Annotated in this window: 27 protein-coding genes; 10 read left to right on the forward strand and 17 right to left on the reverse strand. The window is 70.9% G+C overall.

Annotation, left to right across the window (positions count from 1 at the left end):
- The first annotated feature begins 9 nt into the window (after nucleotides 1–9).
- From ACERMF_RS06955 to ACERMF_RS06965, 3 genes are all read left to right on the forward strand, one after another.
- Nucleotides 10–918, forward strand: a complete 909-nt coding sequence (locus tag ACERMF_RS06955; protein ID WP_373668309.1) for a diacylglycerol kinase family protein — start codon at nucleotides 10–12, stop codon at nucleotides 916–918.
- Nucleotides 919–1,231: 313 nt separating this feature from the next.
- The gene (locus ACERMF_RS06960) at nucleotides 1,232–1,483 is read left to right on the forward strand and encodes a WhiB family transcriptional regulator (RefSeq protein WP_373668310.1); all 252 of its coding nucleotides are present in this window, start codon (nucleotides 1,232–1,234) and stop codon (nucleotides 1,481–1,483) included.
- A gap of 35 nt (nucleotides 1,484–1,518) precedes the next feature.
- Nucleotides 1,519–1,773, forward strand: a complete 255-nt coding sequence (locus tag ACERMF_RS06965; protein WP_373668311.1) for a hypothetical protein — start codon at nucleotides 1,519–1,521, stop codon at nucleotides 1,771–1,773.
- Here ACERMF_RS06965 and ACERMF_RS06970 read toward each other — a convergent pair.
- Both ACERMF_RS06970 and ACERMF_RS06975 read right to left on the reverse strand, forming a co-directional pair.
- Nucleotides 1,756–3,198, reverse strand: a complete 1,443-nt coding sequence (locus ACERMF_RS06970; RefSeq protein ID WP_373668312.1) for a sensor histidine kinase — start codon at nucleotides 3,196–3,198, stop codon at nucleotides 1,756–1,758. The genes ACERMF_RS06965 and ACERMF_RS06970 overlap by 18 nt on opposite strands.
- Nucleotides 3,199–3,205: 7 nt before the next feature.
- Nucleotides 3,206–3,583 (reverse strand): sigma factor-like helix-turn-helix DNA-binding protein, encoded by a 378-nt coding sequence (locus ACERMF_RS06975; RefSeq protein WP_373668313.1) that lies wholly within the window; start codon nucleotides 3,581–3,583, stop codon nucleotides 3,206–3,208.
- Nucleotides 3,584–3,670: 87 nt separating this feature from the next.
- Here ACERMF_RS06975 and ACERMF_RS06980 point away from each other — a divergent pair, with 87 nt between their 5' ends.
- Complete coding sequence (locus ACERMF_RS06980; protein ID WP_373668314.1) at nucleotides 3,671–4,243, forward strand: DUF5317 domain-containing protein; 573 nt, start codon at nucleotides 3,671–3,673, stop codon at nucleotides 4,241–4,243.
- A 25-nt stretch (nucleotides 4,244–4,268) separates the two neighbouring features.
- Here the strand turns inward: ACERMF_RS06980 and ACERMF_RS06985 are convergent, their stop codons facing one another.
- The gene (locus ACERMF_RS06985) at nucleotides 4,269–5,486 is read right to left on the reverse strand and encodes a hypothetical protein (protein WP_373668315.1); all 1,218 of its coding nucleotides are present in this window, start codon (nucleotides 5,484–5,486) and stop codon (nucleotides 4,269–4,271) included.
- Nucleotides 5,483–6,829: an HD-GYP domain-containing protein gene (locus ACERMF_RS06990; RefSeq protein WP_373668316.1), complete on the reverse strand. Its 1,347-nt coding sequence runs from the start codon at nucleotides 6,827–6,829 to the stop codon at nucleotides 5,483–5,485. The genes ACERMF_RS06985 and ACERMF_RS06990 overlap by 4 nt, the downstream gene beginning before the upstream one ends.
- 579 nt (nucleotides 6,830–7,408) lie before the next feature.
- Between ACERMF_RS06990 and ACERMF_RS06995 the strand changes: the two genes are divergently transcribed.
- Together ACERMF_RS06995 and ACERMF_RS07000 are read left to right on the forward strand one after the other, a co-directional pair.
- Nucleotides 7,409–8,131, forward strand: coding sequence for a hypothetical protein (locus ACERMF_RS06995; RefSeq protein ID WP_373668317.1), 723 nt, complete (start codon nucleotides 7,409–7,411; stop codon nucleotides 8,129–8,131).
- A 113-nt stretch (nucleotides 8,132–8,244) separates the two neighbouring features.
- The gene (locus ACERMF_RS07000; RefSeq protein WP_373668318.1) at nucleotides 8,245–8,625 is read left to right on the forward strand and encodes a hypothetical protein; all 381 of its coding nucleotides are present in this window, start codon (nucleotides 8,245–8,247) and stop codon (nucleotides 8,623–8,625) included.
- 27 nt (nucleotides 8,626–8,652) lie between these two features.
- Here ACERMF_RS07000 and ACERMF_RS07005 read toward each other — a convergent pair whose 3' ends face one another.
- From ACERMF_RS07005 to ACERMF_RS07020, 4 genes are all read right to left on the reverse strand, one after another.
- Nucleotides 8,653–9,114 (reverse strand): transcriptional regulator, encoded by a 462-nt coding sequence (locus tag ACERMF_RS07005; RefSeq protein WP_373668319.1) that lies wholly within the window; start codon nucleotides 9,112–9,114, stop codon nucleotides 8,653–8,655.
- Between the two features lie 52 nt (nucleotides 9,115–9,166).
- Nucleotides 9,167–10,126, reverse strand: coding sequence for an NAD-dependent epimerase/dehydratase family protein (locus ACERMF_RS07010; protein WP_373668320.1), 960 nt, complete (start codon nucleotides 10,124–10,126; stop codon nucleotides 9,167–9,169).
- 106 nt (nucleotides 10,127–10,232) lie between these two features.
- Nucleotides 10,233–10,493 (reverse strand): mycothiol system anti-sigma-R factor, encoded by a 261-nt coding sequence (rsrA, locus tag ACERMF_RS07015; protein ID WP_373668321.1) that lies wholly within the window; start codon nucleotides 10,491–10,493, stop codon nucleotides 10,233–10,235.
- Complete coding sequence (locus ACERMF_RS07020) at nucleotides 10,490–11,134, reverse strand: sigma-70 family RNA polymerase sigma factor (protein WP_373668322.1); 645 nt, start codon at nucleotides 11,132–11,134, stop codon at nucleotides 10,490–10,492. Before ACERMF_RS07020 ends, rsrA begins: the two co-directional genes overlap by 4 nt.
- A 234-nt stretch (nucleotides 11,135–11,368) precedes the next feature.
- Here ACERMF_RS07020 and ACERMF_RS07025 point away from each other — a divergent pair, with 234 nt between their 5' ends.
- Complete coding sequence (locus ACERMF_RS07025) at nucleotides 11,369–12,328, forward strand: hypothetical protein (RefSeq protein ID WP_373668323.1); 960 nt, start codon at nucleotides 11,369–11,371, stop codon at nucleotides 12,326–12,328.
- Nucleotides 12,325–12,846, forward strand: a complete 522-nt coding sequence (locus ACERMF_RS07030; protein WP_373668324.1) for an Rv3235 family protein — start codon at nucleotides 12,325–12,327, stop codon at nucleotides 12,844–12,846. Before ACERMF_RS07025 ends, ACERMF_RS07030 begins: the two co-directional genes overlap by 4 nt.
- On the opposite strand, the gene secA is transcribed toward ACERMF_RS07030, so the two are convergent.
- The 9 genes from secA to ACERMF_RS07075 all read right to left on the reverse strand — a co-directional run bounded on the left by secA (nucleotide 12,809) and on the right by ACERMF_RS07075 (nucleotide 21,257).
- Entirely contained in the window at nucleotides 12,809–15,703 is a 2,895-nt protein-coding gene (gene secA / locus ACERMF_RS07035) for a preprotein translocase subunit SecA (protein WP_373668325.1), read from the reverse strand. The genes ACERMF_RS07030 and secA overlap by 38 nt on opposite strands.
- A 154-nt stretch (nucleotides 15,704–15,857) precedes the next feature.
- Complete coding sequence (locus ACERMF_RS07040; protein ID WP_373668327.1) at nucleotides 15,858–16,526, reverse strand: response regulator; 669 nt, start codon at nucleotides 16,524–16,526, stop codon at nucleotides 15,858–15,860.
- A 262-nt stretch (nucleotides 16,527–16,788) separates the two neighbouring features.
- Complete coding sequence (gene hpf / locus ACERMF_RS07045; protein ID WP_373668328.1) at nucleotides 16,789–17,169, reverse strand: ribosome hibernation-promoting factor, HPF/YfiA family; 381 nt, start codon at nucleotides 17,167–17,169, stop codon at nucleotides 16,789–16,791.
- A 205-nt stretch (nucleotides 17,170–17,374) separates the two neighbouring features.
- Nucleotides 17,375–17,902 (reverse strand): ComF family protein, encoded by a 528-nt coding sequence (locus tag ACERMF_RS07050; RefSeq protein ID WP_373668329.1) that lies wholly within the window; start codon nucleotides 17,900–17,902, stop codon nucleotides 17,375–17,377.
- Nucleotides 17,903–18,171: 269 nt separating this feature from the next.
- Nucleotides 18,172–18,549, reverse strand: coding sequence for a phosphomannose isomerase type II C-terminal cupin domain (locus ACERMF_RS07055; RefSeq protein WP_373668330.1), 378 nt, complete (start codon nucleotides 18,547–18,549; stop codon nucleotides 18,172–18,174).
- 71 nt (nucleotides 18,550–18,620) lie between these two features.
- The gene (locus ACERMF_RS07060; protein ID WP_373668331.1) at nucleotides 18,621–18,803 is read right to left on the reverse strand and encodes a Trm112 family protein; all 183 of its coding nucleotides are present in this window, start codon (nucleotides 18,801–18,803) and stop codon (nucleotides 18,621–18,623) included.
- A 35-nt stretch (nucleotides 18,804–18,838) separates the two neighbouring features.
- Nucleotides 18,839–20,200 carry a phosphomannomutase/phosphoglucomutase gene (locus ACERMF_RS07065; protein ID WP_373668332.1) on the reverse strand — a complete coding sequence of 454 codons (1,362 nt, stop codon included), beginning with the start codon at nucleotides 20,198–20,200 and terminating at the stop codon, nucleotides 18,839–18,841.
- 32 nt (nucleotides 20,201–20,232) lie between these two features.
- The gene (locus ACERMF_RS07070) at nucleotides 20,233–20,532 is read right to left on the reverse strand and encodes a hypothetical protein (RefSeq protein ID WP_373668333.1); all 300 of its coding nucleotides are present in this window, start codon (nucleotides 20,530–20,532) and stop codon (nucleotides 20,233–20,235) included.
- Nucleotides 20,533–20,624: 92 nt separating this feature from the next.
- A complete protein-coding gene (locus tag ACERMF_RS07075) occupies nucleotides 20,625–21,257 on the reverse strand; it encodes a DUF3499 family protein (RefSeq protein WP_373668334.1) in 633 nt (210 codons plus the stop codon).
- Nucleotides 21,258–21,426: 169 nt separating this feature from the next.
- On the opposite strand from ACERMF_RS07075, the gene ACERMF_RS07080 reads away from it, so the two are divergent.
- Complete coding sequence (locus ACERMF_RS07080; RefSeq protein ID WP_373668335.1) at nucleotides 21,427–21,849, forward strand: metallopeptidase family protein; 423 nt, start codon at nucleotides 21,427–21,429, stop codon at nucleotides 21,847–21,849.
- Between the two features lie 161 nt (nucleotides 21,850–22,010).
- Nucleotides 22,011–23,021, forward strand: coding sequence for a FecCD family ABC transporter permease (locus tag ACERMF_RS07085; RefSeq protein ID WP_373668387.1), 1,011 nt, complete (start codon nucleotides 22,011–22,013; stop codon nucleotides 23,019–23,021).
- The last annotated feature ends 49 nt before the right edge of the window (nucleotides 23,022–23,070 follow it).

Raw genomic sequence — 23,070 nt, forward strand, 5'->3', positions numbered from 1 at the left:
CGACCGTCCGTGCGCGCCCTGCTGCTGTTCAACCCCAACGCGACCACCACCGACGACCGGGTCCGGGACGTGATCGCGTCGGCCCTGGCGTCGGCGGTCGACCTCGACGTGAAAGCGACCAAGCAGCGCGGCCACGCGACCCACATCGTCGCCGGGGCCGTGCACGAAGGCGTCGACGCGGTGTTCGCCCTCGGCGGTGACGGGACCGCGAACGAGGTGTTGCAGGCACTCGCCGGGACCGACGTCCGCCTGGGCATCATCCCCGGCGGCGGCGCGAACGTGCTGGCCCGGGCACTGGGCCTGCCCAACGACGCGGTGGCGGCCACCTCCGTCCTGCTCGAGCACCTGCGCAGCGACCGGACCCGCCGGATCACGCTGGGACGGGCCGGGGACCGCTACTTCGGGTTCAACGCCGGGTTCGGGTTCGACGCCGCCGTCGTGCGCCACGTCGAGCAGCACGCCCGCATGAAGCGCGTCTTCCGTCAGGCGGCGTTCGTGGCCTCGACCACCCGCGAGTGGGCCGTCGGCGAGGGGCGCGAACAGCCGGTGATCACCGCGACGCTGCCCGACGGCAGCCTCGCGGGGCCGTATCTCATCTCCATGATCGCCAACACCGACCCCTACACCTACCTGGGTCAGCGACCGATGCACGTCCATCCGTCGGCCCGGTTCGACCTCGGACTCGACCTGATCGGACTGCGGCGGCTGAGCACGCCGGCGCTGCTGAAGATCATCGGTCAGGTGTTCCGCGATGGCTCGCACATCCACGCCAAGGGCGTGGACTACCACCACGACCTCGGCAGCTTCACCCTGTCGTCGTCCGAGCCTCAGCCGCTGATGGTCGACGGCGACTACTCCGGCGAGCACCTCGCCGTCACCTTCACCGCCGTCGCCGACGCGCTCCGGGTACTCGCCTGACGGGCGCCGCCGTGCGTCCCCCGCTCGACTGCACGCAAGAGTTAGCACGGTCTCACCGAAGCTCTTGACTTGCCTGCCACAGACGTTACGTTCCCGTTTCCGGTTCGAGAATTTGTTCACAAGCCGGCGTCCCCCACGCCGCAAGTTCCTGAACGCGCGAACCGAACGATGCCGGACCTCGGGCGAGGCGGGCCTGCCACGGCCCGCTCGTGCGCACCGGATCGTCCCACCCCACCCCCACCACGTTTCCCGCGTCAGGTACGCCGAGGCCTCCCCCCGGGCTGCGTACGTGATGCCGACAGGGAGAATCCCCATGGACTGGCGGAGCCGCGCTTCGTGTATCGATGAAGACCCCGAGCTGTTCTTCCCGATCGGGACGACCGGACCGGCGGTCGAGCAGGCCGACGCCGCCAAGCGCGTCTGCGCCCGCTGCGAGGTACGTGAACCCTGCCTCGAGATGGCCCTCAACACCAACCAGGACGCCGGCATCTGGGGCGGCCTGACCGAGGACGAGCGACGGACCCTCAAGCGCGCGCGCCAGCGGCGCCGCCGCATGGCGAGCTGATCTCGACCACCTCGAACCACCACGGAAGCGACACGGTGCACACCCGCACCTATCTGACGACCCCGCCCGGCCGCGTGCCACTCCTGGACGCGTTCCCGGACGGGGTCGTCGAACGTTGGGTCCCCGGACCGGCGGTGCCCACGGAGCCGGCGTCGCCCGGCCGGCGGCGTCGGTACGTCGTCGCCGTGGCGCTCCTGCTCGGCGCCCTGCTCCTCTCGACCCTGCAGGCGGTGGCCGATCGCCAGACGCAGGATCCCGCGTTGTCACTGACCTCAGCGGGGCAGCGGTAGCAGCAACTCGCACACGGTGCCGGGGACGTCGTCACGGCGCCGCACCTCGAGCGTCCCACCGAGCTCGGACTCGACCAGCGTCGCGGCGATCTGCAACCCGAGGTTCGCTCCCGTCTCGAGCGCCCAGCCCGGAGGCACCCCGACCCCGTCGTCGCGTACCTCGAGGTGCAGGCTGGCCGAGCGGCGCTCGAGCGCGACGACGATGTCGCCGCCAGAGTCCGGGTAGGCGTGCTCGACGGAGTTCTGCAGCAGTTCGCTCATCACCAACGCGAGCGGTGTGGCCACCTCGGCCGGGAGCTCACCGGCGCTGCCGTCGAGCAGCATGTGCACCGGCCGGTCGGGGTCGGTCAGGCCCGTCGAGAGCATCTCGATCAGGCGTTGCGCGACCTTGTCGAAGCTGACCCGCTGCCGCGAGTCCTGCGACAGCGTCTCGTGGACGAGCGCGATCGAGGAGATGCGGCGGACGGACTCCCCCAGGGCTTCACGCGCCTCCTCGGACGTCAGCCGCCGCGACTGCAGGCGGAGCAGGGACGCCACCGTCTGCAGGTTGTTCTTCACGCGGTGGTGGATCTCGCGGATCGTCGCGTCCTTGTAGAGCAGCAGCCGCTCGTGACGGCGCAACTCGGTCACCTCGCGAACGAGCATCAGCCCGCCCAGCACGTGGTGGTCGCGCGTGAGCGGCAGCAGCCGGCGGAGCACGACCGCGCCGCGCGCCTCGACCTCGGACTCGAGCGGCTCGCCGTCCGCCAGCGCCTCGAGCACCGCCACGTCGTCGAGGTCGAAGCTGGCGAGGTTGCGCGCCAGGATGTTGTCGACGACACCGAGGCGGCGGTAGGCGCTGATGGCGTTGGGCGAGGCGTAGACCACGGTGCCCGAGGGATCCACACGGAGAAGGCCGTCACCGACCCGGGGGGCCAACTCGCGCTCGGGATCCTCGCCGGGGAAGGGGAAGGAACCCTCCGCCAGCATGTTCGACAACTCGTTGGCGACCTGGAGGTAGGTCAGCTCCAGCTGTGAAGGGGCCCGGACCATCGACAGGTTGGCCTCGCGCGTGACGACGGCGATGACCTCCCCCTCGAACGGCACGGGGATGGCCTCTTCCCGGACCGGCACGCCGGTCGACCAGTCGGGTTCGCCGTCACGGACGATGTGGCCCTCGTCGAACGCGCGTCGGACGGCGAGACGCTCACCCTCGCCGTACACGGTTCCGACGAGGTCGTCGTAGTAGATCGTCTGTGCCGTGTAGGGCCGCATCTGGGCCACCACCGTCAGCTGACCGGTGGCGGGGTCGCGGCAGAACATCAGCAGATCGGCGAACGAGAGGTCGGCCAGGATCTGCCAGTCCGAGACGATCGCCTGCAGCGTGTCGACCGCAGCGCCGTACAACCCGCCGTGTTCTTCGACCAGATCCTGGAGGGAGGACACCGACGCGCTACTTCGGCAGGAAACGCTGCAGCTGCTGCAGCGGCACGGCCTCGCGGATGTGTTCGAACGCCCGCTTCTCGATGTCGCGGGCCTCGGACATGGACAGACCGAGTGCCCGTGCGGTGTCGGCGAGGTCGTGCGGGTGCCCGTCGGTGAGCCCCATCCGGAGTTCGAGGACGCGCCGCTGGGTTTCGGGCAGACGCTTGAGCACCTTCTCGAGCGGCCCGGCGAGTTGCGACACGGTCTCGTTCTCGGCGCTCTGCGGGCGGCCGCCGCGGCCCTGACCGGACGCCGCCTGGCGACGCGGTTGCCCGCGCCCACTGCCGCCGCCGCGTCGGCTGTCGCGGCCGCCGCCCCTGGATTCGCGCTTCGAGGACTCGTTCATCGCGCCGAGCGTAGCCGCGCGGGACCTTGGCGGTCGGACCGGTCGGCGTGGCACCATGCGGGCCGTCATCTGCCGAGGCCAAGACCCGTGCCCTTCGTCCTGCTCGTGGTGCTCGTGGCCGTGGCGATCTCCGCGGTCCGCGGCGGACGACTGCGCGACGTCGCCGAGGCGCCACTGCACCACGGCTGGCTCCTCGCGCTCGGCGTGGCACTGCAGGTCGGCGTCGACGTGGCCGCGGCACGCGACGTGCTGGTCCCCGGGGCCTGGTGGACCTACGCGTTGCTGCTGCTCAGCCAGTTGCTGGTGGTGGGCTGGGTGGTCGCGAACCGCCATCTGCCCGGACTGGTGCTGGTCGCGGCGGGCCTGGCCGCGAACGCCCTCGTGATGGCCGCCAACGGCGCCATGCCGGTGTCCCCCGAGGCCATCGCCGCGCTCGGCATCGAAGGGGCCGAGGTCCCCCCGGGCAAGCACATGCTGCTCGACGCCGACACCCGCCTGCCGTGGTTGGCCGACATCATCCCCGTGCCGCCCATCCGCTCCATCATCTCCGTCGGCGACCTCGTCCTGGCCGCCGGGCTGGTCCCGCTCACGCACGCCCTGATGACCTGGTCCTCACGCGCCGACCGGGAACCGGCCACCGAAGCCGCCGGTGAGGCGTGAGCCGCCGGTGAGGGTGAACCGCAGCTCAGGAACCGAACGCCCGGCGGTCCATGATGCGCGCAACGGCCGACACGACGTCGAGGTCGCCGATGTCGCGCACCAGCCGGACCACCAACTCGTCGCGCTGACCGCTGCGCCGCAGGTCGGGGGCGTACTGGTCCACCTCGCAGCACGCGGCCACGATGCGCGCGGCGACACGGACGTCGGTCGGGTGGGCCAGCGACGGTTCGCCGTGCGCCGCCACGATCCGCGCCACGCGGTCCAGCGACGACGTCGCTTCGGCGATCACGGACGCGCCCGCGGTTGCCAACACCCGGCGGCCACCGCCGCCGCGTGACTCGTCGCGCTCGACGGCGACGCGGCCGAGCTCGTGCAGGTGGGCGGCATGCTCGAGGTCGGCCAGCGTGCCGGCGTCCAGTCCGAGTTCCAGCCCGACGTCGTGTGCCAGGTTCGCCACGCGGACACCGTGGCCGCGCTCGATCGTGCCCAGGTGTTCGGGCAGACGCGACATCGCCCGGATCGTCTGGTCGTAGGCGCGCGACGCGATCGCGTAGCGGTCGAGGCCGATGCGTGCCGCCAGCAGCGGCAGCAGCATCGTCGGCAGCGTCCAGTGGCCGAGCACCGGATGCACGAGGGCGCCGAGGACCGCGGTCGAGGTGATCGCGAGGCTGATCAGCCAGGTCGTCGCGATCGCCTCCCGGACGCGTCGCCCGACGAAGCGCCAGCGTCCACCGAGCCGTCCCACCGCCCACACCGCCGGGATGCCCAGCGTGATCGCCGCCGAGACGGCGACGGTGGGTCCCAGGGCGAGCTCGGCGGCCCGGAATCCGTCGGAGACGGCGCCGACGAACCGGGCGGAACTGGCCCAGGCACCGATCGCGGCAATGCCGCTGAGCGTCCAGCCGCTGACGAGCCGCAACAGCAGGCCGTGCGGTTCCCGCAGATCACGGTCGAACAGGCGCGCCACCGACCACCCGAGGCCGGCGATCAGCGCCACGGCGACCGGCGACATGCCGATGATCGCCGCCGCGCCGATCACGGCGACGGCGGCCGGGATCGGGTCCCCGCGCCGGTGCCGGATGGGCAGCAGTTCGGTGATCGCGGCGGCGCTGGCGAAGAGCAGCACGGCCAAGGCGGGCGTCACGCGTTGGATGCCGCCGGGCAGCAGCCACCAGAGGCCGCCGATGGCCAGCGCGAACAGCAGGCCCAGGGCCCAGACGGGCCGGTGGTCGTGCACCCTCATGCCAGGCCTTCCGGCGCCGCGGGTCCCGCGGGCTCGCCGACGAGGCGTTCCTCGGCCGTGCCGACCGGGATCTCGTGGCCGTGGAGGTGCTCAGCGCTGGCGAAGTCCGTCGTCGGCTCCCACCCGATGCGTTCGACGACGCGTGCGAGCGCCTCCACCATGCGGGGGTCGAACTGGGTGTTGGCGCAGCGCCGGAGTTCTTCGACGGCGGCCGTGACCGGCAGGGCCCGTCGGTAGGAGCGCGTGGACGTCATGGCGTCGAAGGCGTCGACGACGGTCACGATGCGCACGATGTCGGTGAGCTCCTCGCCGCCGACCCCGTGGGGGTAGCCGCCGCCGTCGAGCCGCTCGTGATGGAAGCGGACGATGTCGATCGCGGGGGCCAGGAAGTCGATGTCGTGCAGGATCTCGGCGCCGATGGAGGGGTGCTGCTTCATCCGGCCGAACTCGTCGTCGTCCAACGGCCCGGGCTTGTTGATGATGCACAGCGGCACGCCGACCTTGCCGACGTCGTGCAGCAACGCGGCGTAGCGGGTCAACCGGCGCTGGTCGTACGGAACGCCGAGCTCTTCGGCGACGTGTACGGACAGTTCGGCGACGCGTTCCGAGTGTCCCCGGGTGTAGAGGTCCTTGATCTCGATGGTCTTGACGAAACCGCGCACGAGCCGGTCGTAGGACTCATCGAGCCGCTGGAACGCCAGCAACCCATGCCGCGCGATCAGCGTCGGCACCGCCATCAGCAACAGCGCCCACGGGGAGGCCGCCTGCATCACGACGGCCGCGAGGACCGCGATCCCCACGTAGGGGACCTGCATGACAAGAGAGGACCCGATCGAACGGAACGCGCCCCAGAACCGCTCGCTGCTCGCGATCGAAACCACGCCCGCCACGAGGGCGTGATTAGAAACGCTGTGCGCAATCGAGGCAGCCACTACGGCCAGCAAGTAGGCGGGACCGATAAACGACGCATCGAGAGCGGTCGCGATCCACTGGAAGACGAGGCCGGTCAACAGCGCTGTTACCGCAAACTGCCCGAAGTTGAAGCTGACGCGCAAGACGCGCATGTGCGTAACGCGTCGGATGAACGACGGGACCCCGCCGACTGCAGCCACGACCGCCAGAGAGGGTCCACCGACCATGATGATGACCAGCATCACGACATTTGTAAGCGACGCTTCGACATCGTCGCGAACCCGTGAAGCGAACTCCTCGCTGAAGAGCACCGCCAGACAGGCGATGCATGCCGCTAGCAGAGATACCTGCGGTACAGCCCATGCCACGGCGGCCAGACCGGCGGTCGCCGTTCCAGCTATGAAGGTGACCAGTCGGCGTTGCCCCTTCACAACTGGGGCTCCTTCGAACTGTTGGAGGGCGAGCGGTGTACGGGGGAGGCCAGGGGTCAGCGAATCCAGCTGACGTTTGCACCAGCCGACAGCACCAGGGCTGCCAGGCTGGACATGGCGACGAGAAGCCTCTTCGACATGCAACACCTCCATCGAGTTCGTCCCGGTCACGAGCCGCCGCTAGTTGGCTCCTGCTGGGTTCCGCTTCGCTCGATGTCCGCCCGTCCCGAGGGAGGGCGATGTGTCGTAACGGGTGCATGGTTCAGGGCGAGCACGGGGCTCGCGAGTTGCTGTGCAGCAGGAAATCGCAAACCGCGGACCTCCCCCGTGCACCGCTCGCTCTGCAGTTGTCAGTCGATCGAAGATCACCATCGGCCGAACACCGGCCGCCCCAAGTGATCACCGCAGAGTATGCCCATACGACCACCGTCAGTGAACGACTTCGAAGATATTTCACAGGTTGCGCGTGTCTTCTCGCACCGTCTCGTACCTTGTCCCGCACGCACGGCCTGTCTGCAGCGATTCTTTCCCTGTCGGTACGCGGCCCCGTACGCTTGCGGCCGTCGAACAGGAGTCAGCGTGGAGCCGTCGTCGGGGAGCGAGAACGGTGGGGACCTGATGGCGGACGTGGACCTCTCGCCGGCCTCGGTCGGCACGGATCTGCACCTACCGGCGGCGCGCGAGACGGTCGAGAACGCGATCGCGACCATCCCCGGGATCATCGGCGCGCGGGTCGTCCCCGGCTACGAGCGGGCGATCGACGAGTTGCACGTGCTGGCCTCGCTCGAGAAGCAACCCAAGCAGGCGGTCCGCGACGTCCAGACCCTGCTGATGGCGCGGTTCGGCGTCACCATCGACCATCGCGTGGTGAGCGTCGTCCAACTCGACGAACTTCCGCGCGCGCTGGGAGCGAGCGTCGAGCGCCTCGTCCTCGAACGCGTCTCGACCAGTCTGACCGCCGGGCAACTGCACGTCGAGGTCGGGTTGCGCTTCGGCGACCGGGAGCTGAGCGGAACCGGCGACGGCAGCCCCACGGGCCACGGTCGCTACCGCGCCCCCGCCGAGGCCGCCCTGGACGCCGTCACCGAACTGCTGGGACCGCGCGCGACGCTGCACCTCGAAGGCGTGGACATCGTCGAGACGATGGGGCGTCGCCTGGCCATCACGCTGGTGCACCTCCGGGCCGGCCGGTACGAGACCACCCTGACGGGCAGCGCCATCGTGCGCGAGGCTGACGTCGACGCGATCGTCCGCAGCGTCCTCGACGCCCTCAACCGGACCATCGACGACACGGACCAGTGACCCGGCCGAACGTCCGCTGAGCGTCGGCTACCCCGACCGTCGGGACGCGCCCGCCACGCCGGGACACTCGCGGCGGCGCTTGGATCGGGTTCACGCCGACCACGGGGGAACTCATGCGCCGTCCGCGACTGCTCACCACGCTCGTTGCCGCGACCCTGCTCGCCGCCTGTTCGGGTGGCCCCGAGGGCACCGACGAGAGCGACGCGCCGCCGCCACGCGGCGACGACAGCGCGGTCGAGGAGCAGGACCCGACGGCAGCGGGCGAAGCTTGCGCCGAGGCGTTCGCGCAGGCTGCGGCCGGCGACGGCGAGCTCGAGGCGGCGATCGGCGCCTGCGAGGACATCGCCTCGTTCACCAGCGCCGCCGCCGAGCACCCCGACGCCCTCGGCGACGTCGAGCCGCAGGTCTGGCTCGCCGATGCCTGCACCGAGGCGACCGACCCGGCGGTGACCGAATCGGCGCTCTGTGCCGAGGTCGCCGGCGAGCAGAGCTGACGCCCGACCGGAACGTGGCGGGCGGCGTCAGGCCTCCTGCACGACGCCGAGTTCGCGCAACTGCTCGAGCAGTTCGTCCGGTCCGACGTCCTGGATCACGGCGAGTGCGCGCAGGTCGTCGCCACGGACGGAGAGCACCCTGCGGTTGAAGTCGCCGCGCTGGACCTGGATGGACTCGCAGTACCGGCGCAGCGCACGCCACCGCTCGCCGAGGGCGTCGAGGCGTTCGAGGTCGAGCACGATGCCGACCGTCTCGTCGGGATGGCGGACCTGCGCCTCCCCCGGCAGGACCTCACCGGGCGCGACACCGTAGAACTCGGCCAGTTCGAGCAACCTGGTCGCGGTGATGTTGCGGTCCCCACGTTCGTAGGAACCGATCACCGCGGCCTTCCAACGCCCTTCCGAACGTCGCTCCACGTCCTGCAGGGACAGGCCGCGATCGACGCGGACACGACGCAGGCGCTCGCCCACCTCATGCGTGTACGTCATCTCGGCCTCCGGTTCCGCAGCGGGAACCGTAGCGGGCGCGACCCCGCTGCGATCACCGCTCCGCCATTTCCGCGGCCCACGCCAACGTTGCGGCCAGTCCCTCCTCCAACGTCGTCCACGGCTTCCACCCCAGCTCGCGTGCAGCGCGTCGGGCATCGACGCTGCTGTGTTGGATCTCGCCGTCACGGGCCGGCGCGTGGACTGGCTCGTGGGGGTAGCCCGTCGCGGCCGCCAGGGCCCGGAACAGTTGCGAGATGCTGGTGCGCTGGCCCGTGCCGATGACGAGCCGTTGCCCGTCGGCCCGGTCCGCCGCCAGGACCAGCGCGTGGACCACGTCGTCGACGTAGACGAAGTCCCGGGTCTGCTCGCCGTCGCCGAAGATCGTGCACGGCTGCCCGGCGAGCATGCGCCCGGCGAAGGTGGCCACGACCCCGCCCTCACCGGCGGTGGTCTGGTGCGGCCCGTACACGTTCGCCAGCGTCACCGCGGTCCAGTCGAGTCCGTGGAGCAGCTCGTAGGTCCGCAGGTAGTCCAGGGCCACGCGCTTGGAGACCCCGTAGGGAGACAGCGCCGGCCGGTCGAAGGACTCGTCGACGGGGAGTTCGGAAACGTCGGGTTCCCCGTAGGAGCCGATCGAGGACGCGTAGACGACCTTGCGGACGCCGGCGTGCCGCGCGGCCTCGAGCACGGCGAGCGTCCCGAGGACGTTGACGGAAGCGTCGAACTGCGGGTCCTCGACGCTGCGACGCACGTCGACCTGCGCCGCGAGGTGAAACACGACCTCGGGCCGCAGGCGGTCGCACAGCCGCGCGAGGCCACCCTGGCGGATGTCGAGCCGGTCGAACTCGAACCGGCCGGCGTGTCGGGCGCGGGCCGGCGCGAGGTTGGCCAGTGAACCACTGGAGAGGTCGTCGACGCCGACGACGCGGCGTCCGTCCTCGAGCAGCCGGGCGACGAGGTTGGAGCCGATGAAGCCGGCGGCGCCGGTGACCAGGACCGGAGGATCGGACACGACAGACCTCGAGGGGCACCGGCGGCGAAGTGGACGCGCAGCCTATCGGCGGCCCTCCACGGATCCGGCAGGTGCAGCCGGCGCCACCCCCCGCGGATGCGGACGCTCAGCCGTCCGTGGCGACGCCCGCGAGGTGCTCCCGGATGCGCACCAGCAGCGACGGCGGCGCGCTCTCGACGCAGTCGCGCCGCACGATGGCGCGCAGCTGCTCCTCGAACGAGGCCCGGTCGGTGCACGGGTAACAGGCGGTCAGATGCGCCTTGACCTCTTCGAGGGTCGTGTTGGGAAGCTCACCATCGAGGTAGAGCTCGAGCTGTTCGAGTGCCTCCTGGCACTCGGCTCCGCACTCGGGGGATCCGGCGCTCACGCTTCCACCTCCGTCTCGTCGATCAGACCTCGGGAACGGGCATAGCCGGACAACGCCTTCTGCAGCTGTTTCCTTCCTCGATGCAGCCGCGACATCACGGTGCCGACCGGCGTGTCCATGATCTCGGCGATGTCCTTGTAGGCGAAGCCCTCGACATCGGCCAGGTAGACCGCGAGGCGGAACGTCTCCGGCAGGTCCGCCATCGCCTGCTTGACCTCGTCCGCCGTCAGCGCCTCGAGCACCTCGCGTTCCGCGGATCGCCCGCCGGAGCGCGCGATCTCGTCGTAGAACGAGTAGTCGTCGAGCGTCTCCTGCAGGTCCTCCTGCGGACGCCGCTGCGCCTTGCGGTACATGGAGATGTAGGTGGTGTGCAGGACCCGGTACAGCCATGCGCGCAGGTTGGTACCCGGGCGGTACTGGTGGAACGAGCGGTACGCCTTCGCGACCGTCTCCTGGACGAGATCCTCGGCATCGGCGCGATGGCGGGTGTAGCGCAGCGCGGCCGAGTAGAGGCGGTCGAGGTGGGGCATGACCTCGGCCTCGAACCGGACCTGGCGGTCGGTTTCGGACAGCTCCTGGCGCGCGATGGAGCCGTCTGGCTGGCGGCCGTCACCGATCTCGGGGGCGGGGACCTCACTCACGAAGGGTCATGCCTCCTGGGGCGATTGACGGGATCGACCAGCGTAACGCCGCCCGGGGGGGATGGCGGTCACGACCGCGCGGGCCCATGACCCTCGCCCCTTCCACAGTCTTTCGTGTATTTTCATGTCGTCTCGATTTTCTTCCGCGTATGTTGATACACGCCGGGTGCGAGTATCGACTCGCCCCCCGGAGCTCGCACCCGGCACTCCACCGCTTGCCCGAGGAGGCATTCGATGCGCGACGAACTGCCGGACTGGATGGATCCGCCCGCCGAGGACGCGGCCGCCCCCCGCCGGCGACTCCATCGGCTCCTGGTGCTCGCGGCCGTGCCGTGGGTGGTGGTGGCCGCGCTCGTCGCCTGGCGCAGTGCGCCGGCCGAGCCCACCCGCACCACGTCCGGGCCGGCGGGTACGCACGAGACGGCCGGGCCGAGCGTGTCCGATCCGTCGAGTTCGCCACCCGCCGACGACGACGCCGATGACGTCGCAGCTCCGCCGGCCGACACCGTTCCGTCCGCTGGCGACACGACCGCAGCGCGCGCCGCGGACGACGAGGTGTTCGTCGATCCGGACCTGCACGTCGAGCAGTTGCGTGGCGGGTGGCGCGAGATGCCGGGTGACGGGGCCACGGTGGTGGTCGCCCTTGCCGTCGCACGTGCCTGGCTGACCGGCCTCGGTCCGCAACTGCACGTCGACGTCCTGGGCCCGCGACAGCCCGACCACTATGCCGAGCACCTCGTCGTCGAAGCCATCGAGCGGCCGGCCGCCGGCGCCGCCGTGGTGACGTTGCTGGCGGTCATGCTCGACGCCAGCGACGAGGGGCAGGCGCACCTGCGACGCGTAGCCGTGCCGGTCGACGAGTCGGGCCTGCAGCCACAGCCGGCCGGGCAGCCCTGGCCGCTTCCGGTGCCGGCGTTCACGGTCACGAGTCCAGCCGTGACCGACGAGCTCGACGAGGCGTTCCGGCCAGCGGCGGAGGAGGCGCTGACCGCGGCTGGATTCACCGACTTCGAGCTCCGCGGTCTCCAGCGCACCGCCGGCTGGCCGGTCCTGGCATCGGTGCGAACCTCGGGGCCGGACGGCGACGAGGACCACGTCGTGTGGCTTCGCCGGCACGTCAACGAGTTCGTCGTCGCTGGTCTCCCACTCACCGAGGCCCTGCCGTCGATGCAGGGGCAGGAGGTCGTTCGATGAGTTCCACCGTCCGTCCCGCGCCGGCACGTCGTCCGGTGCGCCGCTCCGCCCGCGACACGCACCGGCCGCCACCGTCCGCGCCGGATCCACGGCGACTCGCCAGGCTGCTCGTCCGCGTCTGGCTCGAGGTCCGCGCCGGGGTACGGCCGCTGGCGCAGCTCGAGCCGCTCGTCACGCCGGTCGTCTACCGGCGTCTGGCGGGCCAACTGCTCCCGTCGCGCACGTCGAAACCGGTTGCCCGCGTCGTGGCCGTCCGCGGTTGCAGCCCCGCCGCAGGTGTCTGCGAGGCCGCCGTCACCGTGACCGACGGCGTGCGCACGACTGCGGTGGCCGTTCGGCTCGAACGGCACCTCGGACGCTGGCGAGCGGTGGAGCTGACCGCGCCCGAGGCCGGGCTCGGGCCGCTGACCACCCGGCCCCTGCCGCCGGGGTGGCGGTCCCGCGACGCGTTCGACGAAGTGCTCGAACCGGACGAGGTGCCTACGGTGCCGCGCCCTCGACCCCGTGGCACTTCTTGAACTTCTTCCCGCTGCCACACGGGCACGGATCGTTGCGTCCGACCTTGTCCTCGGCGCGGTAGGTGTCTCCGGCGGCGACACGCCGCACCGTGGTCCCGTCGGACTTCTGCTCGACCGACCGGCCCGAGGCATCGGTCTGCACCGACGCCGTGGTCGAGCCACCGGAGACGGCGTAGCTCGCCGAGCCCGCCGGCGCACCGGCGCTGTAGGTCAGGCGGGCCGCCTTGTTCTCGCTCTGGCCCAGCGGAATGGCCTGCTCGACCCGCTTGGCGGCCTCCTGACCGTCACCGGCTGCGACGGCCTTCGCGGCCGGAGCGGCGTCCGCGGCGGGTGCCTCGGGTTCGTCCTGCTTGACCGGCAGGCGGAAGAAGTAGGTCGTCGCCTCCTCCTTGACCCCCGACATCATCGCCACGAACGAGTCGTAGGCCTCGCGCTGGTACTCGGTCAGCGGGTCGCGCTGGCCGACCGCGCGCAGACCGATGCCATCGCGCAGTGCGTCCATCTCGTAGAGGTGCTCGCGCCACTTGCGATCGACCACCGACAGGATCACGCGCCGTTCGATCTCGCGCATGGCCTCCTCGCCGCCGACCTCCTCCTCGCGACGCTCGTAGACCTCGAACGCGTCCTCGATGAGCGACTCGACCAGCTGGTCGCGGTCGATGCTCTCGAGGTCGATCGCCCCGAAGTCGAACCCGGTGTCGTAGACCATCTGGACCCGCTCGGCGAGACCATCGAGGTCCCACTCCTCGGGGTACACCCCTGGCGGGCAGTGCTCGTCGACCAGACCCTCGATGGTGTCTTCGACGTACTTTTGCGCCAACTCCGAGATCGTCTCGGACTCGCCCTCGAGCAGGGCCTGCCGCTGCCCGTAGACCACCTTGCGCTGCTCGTTCATGACGTCGTCGTACTTGAGGACGTTCTTGCGGCGGTCGAAGTTGAGGCTCTCCACCTGGCGCTGGGCGTTCGCCACCGCCTTGGTGACCCACTTGTGCTCGATCGGCACGTCCTCGGGGATCTTCAGGCGGGTCATGATCCGTTCGACCGCCGAGGCGTTGAACAGCCGCATGAGGTCGTCCTCGAGGGACAGGAAGAAGCGGCTGGTACCGGGGTCGCCCTGACGTCCGGAACGACCACGGAGCTGGTTGTCGACACGACGCGACTCGTGACGCTCGGTCCCGATGACGTACAGGCCACCGAGTTCCTTGACCTTGTCGCCCTCGGCCTTGAACTCGGGCTCGAGTCGTTCGATCGCCTCGAAGTAGGCGGCGTCGCGCTCCTCCGGCGGGGTGTCCTCGGGCATGCGGGCCACCTCGTGGCGCGCGACCTCCTCGGCGTTGCCGCCGAGCACGATGTCGGTACCGCGTCCAGCCATGTTGGTCGAGACCGTGACGGCGTTCAGCCGCCCGGCCTGGGCCACGATGTGGGCCTCGCGGGCGTGGTTCTTGGCGTTGAGGACCTCGTGCTTGATGCCCATGCGGGTCAGCAGCGTGGCGAGGTACTCCGACTTCTCGACCGAGGTCGTGCCGATCAGGATCGGCTGGCCGGCCTCGTGCCGTTCCGCGATCTCGTCGGCGACGGCCTGGAACTTGGCGGCCTCGCTCTTGAAGATCAGGTCGGCCCGGTCGTCGCGCTGGATCGGACGGTTGGTCGGGACCTCGACCACCCCGAGGTCGTAGATCTCGAGAAACTCGACCTCTTCGGTCTTGGCCGTACCGGTCATGCCGGCCAGCTTGTCGTAGGTGCGGTAGTAGTTCTGCAGGGTGATGGTCGCCAGGGTCTGGTTCTCCTCCTTGACCTTCACCCCTTCCTTGGCCTCGATGGCCTGGTGCAGGCCCTCGGAGTAGCGACGCCCGTCGAGGACGCGACCGGTGTTCTCGTCGACGATCTTCACCTCGCCGTCGACGACGATGTACTCGCGGTCGCGCTTGAACAGATCCTTCGCCTTGAGCGCGTTCTGCAGGTGGTGGATCAGCGGGGTGTTGACCGATTCGTACATGTTCTCGATGCCGAGCAACTGCTCGACCTTGGTCACGCCCTCCTCGGTCACCGCGACGGTGCGCTTGGCCTCGTCGACGACATAGTCGCCGCTCGCCTCGCCGGGCCGCTCACCCTCCTCGCCGCGCGTCAGATTCGGCGCGACGCGCCGGGCGAACACCTGGTACAGGTCCGCCGACTGCTCCGCCGGACCCGAGATGATCAGCGGCGTTCGCGCCTCGTCCACCAGGATCGAGTCGACCTCGTCGACCAGCGCCATGTAGTGACCGCGCTGGACCTGCAGCCGCTTGTCCCAGGCCATGTTGTCGCGCAGGTAGTCGAACCCGAACTCGTTGTTGGTGCCGTAGGTGATGTCACACGCGTAGGCGGCCCGCTTGTTGTCGCGCGTCTGGCCCGAGTGCACGACCCCGACGGTCAGCCCGAGCCAGTTGTGCACCCGCCCCATCCACTCGGCGTCACGCTTCGCCAGGTACTCGTTGACCGTGACGATGTGGACGCCCTTGCCCGCGAGGGCGTTGAGGTACACCGGCATCGTGGAGGTGAGCGTCTTGCCCTCACCGGTCTTCATCTCGGCGATGTTGCCGTTGTGCAGGGCGACGCCACCGAAGACCTGGACGTCGTACGGGCGCTGCTTGAGCACCCGCCAGGCCGCTTCGCGCACGACGGCGAAGGCCTCGACGAGGAGGTCTTCGAGATCGGTGCCGTCGGCCAGGCGCGCACGGAACTCGTCGGTCTTGGCCTGCAGCTCCGCGTCGGACAGCGCCGCCATCTCGTCGCTGCGCTCGTTGATCGCGTCGACGACCTTCTGGGTCTGCTTGGCCTTGCGGCCCTCACCCATGCGGAGGATCTTGTCCATCACCATCGGGGGCGGCTTTCTACGCTCGCGACATCGCTCGGAAAGGCTCTCGCGCGCGCGCAACGGCGGACGACGCGAAAGACGCGCTCGATGGTACGCCACCATGCCGCCACACAGGATGGGCCCTGTCCCGCGGCGACGCAGTTCGGTCCGGGGTGGCCTACTTGATCTCGAGCAACTTCTCGCGGACGGCGTAGACGACCGCTTCCATGCGCGAGTGCAGGTGCAGCTTCTCGAGGATGTTGCGCACGTGGTTCTTGACCGTGTTCTCGGAGATGAACAGCGCCTTGGCGATCTCGCGGTTGTTCATGCCCTGGGCCACGTGCTGCAGGACCTCCATCTCGCGCGGGGTGAGCCGCGGCGCGGGGACCTGCTCCTTCTCCTCGTCCTTCTTGATCATGGCCGCGAACTCGTCGAGGAGCTTGCTGGCCATCGACGGCGAGATCAGTGACTGCCCGCCATGGACCGAACGCACCGCGTTGCCGATCTCGTCGATCGAGATCTCCTTGAGCAGGTAACCGTTGGCACCGGCCTTGATGGCCTCGTAGAGGTCATCCTCCTCGTCGCTGATCGTCAGCACGAGGATCTTGGTGCCCGGCTCCTCCTCCTTGATGCGGCGAGCGGCGTCGATACCTGACAACGTCGGCATGCGCACGTCCATGACCACGACGTCGGGCGCGTGCTCGCGCGCCAGCTCGACGGCGGCCTGGCCGTCCCCGGCCTCGCCGAGAACCTCGATGTCGTCCTCGTCCTCGAGGACCATGCGCAAGCCACGACGAAACAGTTCGTGGTCGTCTGCGATGAGGATGCGGATCCGGTCGTCGGCCACGTTGCCCTCGTTCCAACTCGCCGTCCCCGTTCCCCGAGCGGGGAGCGTCACGCCTCCAATCGTCCCAGCGGCGCATGGGTCAAGCGGAAGTGCGCAGGCGGGGGAGTCTAGCCCCTTGGGCGCACACGGGCGGGCAGCCCCTCCCCCACGTTCGGCACCACGCAAGGGGTCGTCGTGACCAGCTTCGCCTGCCGAAACGAGACCGGGACGGGGACGGGGCCGCGGCGCAAGGTGCGCGTCGCGGCCCCGGGCGATCGCACCTCTAGATCTCGTCGTCCTCGAACGGCTCAGTCGTCACTGAGGCGACCCCGACCAGGTCGGGGCCCACGGCCTGGCGACGTGGCCGGTTGACCAGTCGCGTCTTGAGCTTGCGTACCTGCCGGGTCAGTTTCGCCTCGACCCGGTCGATTGCCGTCAGGGGGTCGGGCGCCGCAGCGGCCGCCCGCAGATACTTGCCCTTCGCATGGAGCACCACCTCGCAGTGCACCCGGTCCTCGATGCGGGGGTTGCTCTCCTCGGAGAACACGACCTCCATGTCGATGAACCGGTCGAACAGGCGCCGGACGCGCGACAGCTTCGCGATCGCCTCGTCCCGCACGTGCTCGGGGACATCGAAGTTCTTGCCCTTGACGGTGATCCGCACGGCTCCTCCTCGCCTCGCGCCCCGAAAGGGGCGTGTGGTCGCACCCGGCGGGTGCGCGTGACCACCACCCGGATGCGACAGCGACGGGGCCGTCGGCCGCACCGCGTGCGGTGTCGAACCACCGCGGCGGATGGCCGCGGTGCCACGTCGGGGCCGTCGGCAGATCTGGCGGGGAAGCGACGTTCCCGGCCGTGTGCGGGCGACGCTAGCAGTCGCCCCCTTCGCCGCGAGCGGGTCCAAGGACCCGGCGCACACCGACGTCCGGCCCCAGCGCGTCAGGAACCGAGACGAGCTGGTGCGAACCCGCCCGCGCGAGGACGGCCAGGTGCAGGCGTCCCGCACCGGCGGCGGCCAGCAGCCTCCCGACCGTTGCGGCCGTCGCGCCTGTGGTCAGCACGTCGTCGACTACGAGCAGGTTGGAGCCCGGCAGCGTCGTGGTGACGACGAACCGGTCCGGGCCGTCTCGCGTGTGCGTGGCGGACAACGTCGGGACCGTGGGCAGTTCGAGGCGGTCCGCCACCGCCCGCGCGAGCACCATCGCATGGTCGACACCGCGTACCCGACGACGACGGGCCGCCGTACGCACCCAGGTCACGGCGTCGACGTCGGGTGGGTCGGCCGCGACCCGCTGCGCCAGCAGCTCGCCGAGCGGCTGCCAGCCACGACGGGCGCCAGCCAGCTTCGCGGTCACGACCGCCGCGGCGACCGGCCCGCGGTAGTCGTAGACGGCCACCGTGGTCGTGTACGGGGATCCGGCCGGCCAGCAGGGGTGACCGGCGCCGCGGTCACCCGCGCACCGAGGACAGCCCGGCGGGAGTGGGTCGACGTGGGCGCGGCAGCCCGCACACCAGGGCAGCGCTGCCCGCCGCCGACAAGCCAGGCACCGCGAGGGTGCCAGCAGCTCGGCCACGTCGGTCAGCGCCATGACGACAGCCGAGCACCACGCCGGCAGCGACGTCGACGGGTTTGCGTGGCCGCCTGTGGACGTCGCCCGACGGCAGGTCAGGTGCGGCCGTACTCGTCGGCGAGACGCTCGATGTCGTCCTCGTCGAAGGCACCGAAACAGATCTCGACGAACCGTCCGGCCGTGGCACCGCCCGTCACGCGGTGCACCGTGCCGCGGGGGATGTAGAACTCGTCACCCGCCGTGGCGACGGTGATCTCGTCGCCCACCTGCACCACCAGGCCGTCGTCGAGCACGATCCACAGCTCGTCGCGGTGCTGGTGACGTTGGAGGCTGAGCGGACGACCGGCCTGGACGGTGATCAGCTTGACCGTCGACACCTCGTCGCAGGTGTAGCGCCGGAACTGGCCCCAGGGCCGATGGTCGACCACGACCCCGGGACGCGGGTCGGAGCGCGGCTGGGTGGTGTCGGGCACGGAGCCACCTCTTGGGACGCGACGGCTGGGCCGGCGGATGCTAGCGGCGCGAACCGGACGGACCAGTCGTTTCAGCCGGCACTGCGGCGGGTGCGCGTGGCCTCGTCGACGAGCATGACGGGGATCCCCTCGCGCACCGGGTACTGCAGCCCGCAGCCGGTGCACACGATGAGGTGGCGTCGCTCCTTGTGCTCGACGTCGGCCTGGCAGGCGGGACAGACCAGGATCTCGAGCAGACGCTCGTCCAGTGCCACGGGATGCTCCTGCAGTCGTTGCCGTCGGGAAAGGGTCAGGCGCTGGTCGCGAGGGCGGCGACCTCGTCGCGCAGTCGCGCCATGGCGTCCGCGTCGTCGGCCTCGACGTTGAGCCGCAGGAGCGGCTCGGTGTTGCTGGGGCGCAGATTGAACCAGCCACCGGCGGTCACGACGGTCAGCCCGTCCTCGGTGTCGCAGCGGCCGCGATCCGCGAAGGCGTCGGCGACCCGCTGCAGCGCCGCCTGCTGGTCGGCCACCTCGTAGTTGAGCTCGCCGGACGCGGCATAGCGGTCGTAGGGGGCGACGACCTGCGACAGGGGCGCGCCCGCGTCTGCGACCGCCTCGAGGAGGACCAGCGCCGCGATCACGCCGGAGTCCGCGCGGAAGTTGTCACGGAAGTAGTAGTGACCGGAGTGCTCGACGGCATACACGGCGTCGGTCTCGGCCATCCGCCGCTTGATGAAGGAGTGGCCGACGCGCGTCCGCACGGCCCGACCGCCGGCCGCCTCGATCGTCTCGGGGACGGTGCGTGAGCAGATGAGGTTGTAGAGCACCGTCGCACCCGGGTGGCGCGCCAGCAGCCGATCGGCGACGACCGCGCCGATCAACGACGACGACACCGGGCGGCCCTCTTCGTCGACGGCGAAGACCCGGTCGGCGTCACCGTCGAAGGCGAGCCCCAGCGCGTGCCCGCCGCGACGGACCTCGGCCTGCAGGTCGCGCAGGTTCTCGGGCTCCAAGGGGTTCGCGGGGTGGTTGGGGAAGGACCCGTCGAGCTCGAAGAACAACGGCGTGGTGCGGATGGGCAAGCCGTCGACCACGGCGGGCCAGACGTGTCCCGCCATGCCGTTGCCGGCGTCGACGACGACCGACACCTCGCGAAGCGCGGCGGTGTCGACGAACGAGCGCACGTGGGCCGCGAAGCGGTCGGTCAGGTCGTCCTCGCTGCGCCGTCCCGGCTCGGCCGGCGGCAACCCGTCGACAGCGACGGCGAGGTCACGGATGTCCCCCAGCCCGGTGTCGATGGCCACGGGGACGGCGCCGGGTCGACACAGCTTGATGCCGTTGTAGGCGGCCGGGTTGTGGCTGGCGGTGAACATCGCGCCGGCCGCGTCGAGCACCCCCGACGCGTAGTAGAGCTGGTCGGTCGAGGCCAGCCCGATGTCGACCACGTCGACGCCCCGGGAGTTCACGCCGTCGGCGAAGGCATGCGCGAGTCCGGGCGAGGAGGGGCGCATGTCGTAGCCGACCACCAGGCGACCGCCCTCGGGCAGCAGGACCTCGGCGGTCGCGGCTCCGAACGCGCGCGCGAAGTCGGCGTCGAGCTGCTCGCCGACGAGCCCCCGCACGTCGTAGGCCTTGACCACCGCGTCGAGGATCTCACGTGAGACCGGCACAGCACGACCTTTTCGCGACGACGGCGGTGAGCCTACTCCGCTGGCTCCGCCGGCCCCGCCGGGAGGGTGCGGCCGATATAGCGCTTGCGGCTGCGGCCGTCTTCCTTCCAGTACGCGTACCAGTAGGGACCGTGCGGGCACCTGGTGCAACCGGCCTTGCCGCAGCGGACGTGCTCCTGCCGGTAGCGGAGTCCGTCCGGCAGGTCGGTTTCGGCCGGTGTCGGCGGTCCGTCCGCCTGGTGGAGCAGGCCCCGGACCAGGATCAGCAGGCGACGCAGCTCGTACTCGTCGAGCTTGCGGACCTGCGCGATCAGCTCCCGCGGCACGCCCACGCCCTGCTCCCCTCGCGACCTCGTCGAACGGCCATCGTAGGTCGGCACGGCACACGGGCTCGCGCACCGGGGCGCGCCGGCGTGCGCGCCCGCTACCAGTCGGCGGCGGGTTCTGCGGGCGCCACCGGTCGTCGGCGTTCGGCCAGGACCGGTCGCGGTCTCGGCGCCTGCGGCACCGAGGTGGCCGGCGCGGACGACTCGAGGGCCGGGGAAGTGGTGCAGCCCTCGAGCGTCGCGGCGGCGGCCTCGCCCGGCTTGCGGTCCCGCGCGTCGCGCACGACCGACGATGGCGCCGGCGAGGAGGATTGCGCCGCGGGCCCGGGTGCAGCGGGCTCGGACGCGGCGGTTCCCGACGGGGCGGACGCGTCGGCGGGGACCGCGGCATCCGGGTTCGGGAGGTCGGGTACGGCCCGGAGGGCCGCGGCGAGCAGCGCCACGGTGTCGGGCCCGTCGAAGGCAGGGCGCGTGCCGCTGGGCGGAGCGGCCTGGTCGTCCGCCGGTCGGCGATCACGCAGGCGCCATCCGTGCGGCGGCTGCGTGCGCGCGGCATGGGTGGCGCACAGGTCGTAGGACTGGGGGGCGCGTGTCTCGGCGAGTTCGGCGAGCCACGCCTCGCGCTCGGCGTAGTTGAACGTCAGCGTCGCATTCGCGGGACCGGGACAACCGGGACGCGAGCATGCCCGGGCCGCCGCCAGCGCGAGCGGGCGGACCACGGCGCCGCGCACGACGCCCCGTCGGATCTCTGCGGATTCGGACACCGGCGGAGTGAATCACACGCGTGGAATTCGCCCGAGCAACCGTTCCCTGATCGCTTCTTGGGGAGGGACGGAGCCCAAGACGGTTTTGTCATTCGCCGCACCGGGAGCGGACGGCGGCCTGGCTACGCTCCCGAACGTGTCCGACCGTCATGCTCGCCACCGCCGCTCTCCCGCCGATCGCCGGCGGCGACCGGTCGACGGCTACCGCGTCGCTGACGCCGACCGTTTCGACCGGCTCGTCGACGACGCCGTCGGAGGCCTGCCCGACGAGCTGCTGCGCTACCTCGACGAGGTGGAGATGGCGGTGGCCGAGGTGCCCCCCGGCGGCGCGGACGAGCGTGAGGTGGTGCTGGGCCGTCTGCGGCGACTACCGGCGAACGCCTCGTCGCGCGGCCCGGGCGCCGCCACAGCACGGTTGACGGTCTACCGACGCCCACTCGAGGCACGCGCCCACAACCGCGCCGACCTGCTCGAGCTGATCCAGCTCGTCGTCGTGCAGGAGCTCGCCGACCACTTCGGCATCGGCGACGACCGTCTCGACGAACTCGGCTGGGGCTGAGACCCTCGGCTGGCTTGTTGCGACCTGTTCGCGATAAGGTCGTGCCCCCGTTCGAGTGAGGGTGTGTGGGTGTGGCGTCACCGCCGTACGAGTTGGCGGTCTCCGCCGCGCGAGCCGATGACCTCGGCCGTGAACGGCGGCGCCGTCGCGCTCGACGGTGGATGTCGTCGCTGTGGTCGGTGCTGGTCGCCACGGTCGTCGCCGGCGTCGCGATCGGCGCGGTCCCTGTGGCGCCCGCCACCGTCGCCGCGATCGTCGGTCACGAGCTGCTCGGCGTCCCGGCCGAGGTGACGTGGTCCGCCTCGGAGGCCTCCATCGTGTGGCAGGTCCGGGTACCGCGGGTACTGCTCGCGACGATGGTGGGCGCCGGCCTCGCCGTGAGCGGGGTGGCGCTTCAGGCGATGGTCCGCAACGTGCTCGCCGACCCCTACCTGCTCGGGGTCACCTCGGGAGCGTCGACCGGAGCCGCCGCAGCCATCCTGTTCGGGTTCGGCTCCAGCCTGGGCGCCAACGCCCTCGCCGGCAGCGCCTTCCTCGGCGCCATGGGGGCGTCCGTGGCGGTGTTCCTGATCGCCCGCGCCGCCGGCCGGGTCACCTCGGTCCGGCTGCTGCTCGCCGGCGTGGCCGTCGGGTACGCGCTCTACGCCGCCACGAGCTTCCTCATCTTCGCGGCCAACTCCGCGGAGGGATCACGCTCGGTGCTGTTCTGGCTGCTGGGATCGCTGAGCCTGGCGCGCTGGTCGTCGGCGCTGACGGTCACGGTGGTCACCGTGGTCGCGACCGTCGTGCTGCTGGCCGCGGCGGGCGCCAAGCTCGACGCACTGGCGATCGGTGACGAGACCGCGCTGACCCTCGGTACCTCCCCGACCCGGTTCCGCGCCCAACTGCTCGTGCTGGTGTCGTTGTGCGTCGGCACGGTGGTCGCCGCGGCCGGGGGGATCGGCTTCGTAGGGCTGGTGATCCCCCATGTCGCCCGCCGGTTCGTCGGCGCGGCCCACGCGCGGGTCGTCCCGGCCGCCGCGTTGATCGGCGCGATCTTCCTGGTCTGGGCCGACGTCGCCGCCCGCACCCTGCTCCAGCCCCGTGAACTGCCCATCGGAATCATCACCGCCCTGGTCGGTGCCCCGTTCCTGCTGCTGCTGGTCCGCCGCTTCCACGCCGCCGCTGACTGACGCCCCCAGGACGACGCTTCGTCCGCCCTCGCCGCCCTCCCCCGAACCG

The organism is Egicoccus sp. AB-alg6-2 (assembly GCF_041821025.1).
In the GTDB taxonomy this organism is placed as follows: Bacteria; Actinomycetota; Nitriliruptoria; order Nitriliruptorales; family Nitriliruptoraceae; genus Egicoccus.